Source organism: Paenibacillus sp. 01T422 (assembly GCF_056398785.1).
In genome coordinates, this window is sequence record NZ_JBFTQB010000964.1 from 1 (window position 1) to 2,349 (window position 2,349).

Genomic DNA, 2,349 nt, shown 5'->3' on the forward strand with positions numbered 1-2,349 from the left:
GAATAAACGTGCTGAGAAGTTGGGTATTTCTACGGATGGTAAGACAGCCGATCAGATTTTTGCGGAAGTGGAAAGCGCGCTGAAAGCGAAATGGGCTGAAAAGGCAGCGAAATAGGCTGGTTGCGCGTTTTATGTGCGACAGATGGTCGGCAATACGGAATAGCGGAAGTACAGGATCTTAATTGAGCTAAATGGGCTCATTTCTGGTTGAGACGGAACTACAGGGCGCTATGTGGCATAAATAACTTGCATATAGGTCAATTTTGATGAAATAGGGGAACGTAGTTCCCTTCCACCAAAGAATTGCGTGTATAGTGGAAAATAGGGGATCACAGTTCCCCCACAAGTTAACTACTCGTATAGCCTAGAAGGCTGTCTCACAGGTTGTTTCCGACCTTGTGGGGCAGCCTTTTTAGTTATAGCAAATTTCCACGGACTTCGCCTCGGGAAAGTGAAAGGCGCAGAGCCCCCCAGCCTCGGCTTCAACACCGGCTCGCTCCGACGAGGATATGGAGCCGAATAACGTGATCGTTAACACGCACGTTACACGTTTGTGCATGGTGAGGGACCAAATGCCGCTGACAAAACCGTCAACAAGCAGCGCTGCCCGTATGATGCCGTTATCCGTAAACACACGCTGCTTCAGCTCCTCCGCCATAATGCGGGAGCGGTCGTCGTAGGATAGCAGCATGTTGTCGAACTCCCCCAAGAAGCGTGGGGGAGCAGGCGTACTACCGTCCGGCCGTGGCGCCTCCGGCAGGTCGAACAGCTCATTGCCGTGCTCATCGCGGAAGGTGAACAGGCTGGGGCGCAGCCGCTCCATGACCTCGCGCAGCCTGGTCAGCCCGGACCAAATCTGCATATCCTTCACGGATGCAGGCCCAAATGCCGCCAAGTAGCGCAGCAACATGGCTTCAACGGTGGCCGCTTCCGCTAGCGGGCGGCCAAGCCACGCCTCCGCGGTCGTGTGGGCCGCCTGCCCGGCGGCGCCCCAGATGCCTCGCGGAGGCACCTGAACCAGCGGCAAGCGGCAGCGCACCGCTTGCGCCAAAGCCGTGGCGTCGCGCTGCGGCCACTGGGCTTCGAGGCGCTTGCCGAGCTCACCTAGCGTGAGCGGCTGCGCCTCCAACAGCGCTCGCCCGGCGGCGGCAAGCGCGTCCAGGTCCAGTTCGGCAAGCTTCTTGCCGAACGCGCCTTGCAAGCCGCGATCCTGCACAGTTTGCAGGATCGGACGGAGCGTCACGCAGTCTTCTGCCGTGACGAGGTGGATCGTCGAGCGCATCAAGGCGATGCGCACGATGCTTCGATCCATGATGAGCTGCGACAGCTGCTCATGGTAAAAGCTTTGCAGGCGGGTCCACAACCCCACGTAAGGTGGGTTGGGGGCTTGCGCCTGCAGCCCGACGAGGTGCCGGACCGCCGCGAGGACGGGCATGTCCGATCGCCAAAGCAGCAGCTGCCGGGCCAGAAGCGCTCGGTTGAGGTCGCGGCGGCTGAGGATTTTATCCGTATATTCAGTCATGCATAGGCCTCCTACACGCTTTTATTTCACTATACAGCAAGCTCACTGACAGCCTTATGTCAGGGTTAGTACATGTCACAAAATGTATAATTATATAACTTATCTGTATATAATTGTAAATTATTTGTATAATAGATACAACGCGAGAAGGAGACATGTTGTTTATGCACTTATTTGTGGCTATTTTCATTATTTGGGCGGCGTATCGATGGGGAGATTGGCGAAACTGGCAGAAGTATCAACCTACGATGATGTACTTCGCTATAGGTAATTTATTATACAATTATTTATGCGCTGACCGTATGCTCTGGACGCTGGCCCCTGATTGGTTCGGGGATACAGGCCTGACAGAATTGATATATACCTTTATCATTTTCCCAGCTACAGCTCTTCTGTTTCTGACGAATTACCCGCAGGGCCGGACGAAGGTCTTTTTCCACTATGTCCAATGGGTGCTCATCTATGGCGGGGTGGAGTACATTTACTCTTTGACTGGTCGAATTGAGTACCAATATGGTTGGTCCTTAGGTTGGTCGATTGTTTTTAACATCATCATGTTTCCTATGCTTAAGCTGTTCTCTGTCAAACCGCTGTTAGCGTATGGTTTTTCTGCGTTGTTGACGGTGTTTTGGATGAAAATGTTTCATGTTCCGTTTTAGGACTTAGTTCAAGTAAATCCCTCCGATTTATTAATTTTCCATTAAATCCATATTTATAATACCAAAACCTAGTATAATAGTTGGGCATATCAGGAAAAGAGAACTATCTACTAGGTATTTGGAGGGAAATAGGAATGAGGTTTAATCGATTTATTACCGTTCTACTTA

The 2,349-nt window shown here is 51.9% G+C and carries 2 protein-coding genes; one reads left to right on the plus strand and one right to left on the minus strand.

All coding sequences use genetic code 11. The annotated features are described in order from the left end of the window. Window positions 1-412 precede the first annotated feature (412 nt). Window positions 413-1,522, minus strand: a complete 1,110-nt coding sequence (locus tag AC1DUA_RS34145) for a winged helix DNA-binding domain-containing protein (protein WP_477503968.1) — start codon at window positions 1,520-1,522, stop codon at window positions 413-415. Window positions 1,523-1,686: 164 nt separating this feature from the next. Here AC1DUA_RS34145 and AC1DUA_RS34150 point away from each other — a divergent pair, with 164 nt between their 5' ends. Further along, entirely contained in the window at window positions 1,687-2,181 is a 495-nt protein-coding gene (locus tag AC1DUA_RS34150; RefSeq protein ID WP_477503969.1) for a CBO0543 family protein, read from the plus strand. Window positions 2,182-2,349 lie beyond the last annotated feature (168 nt).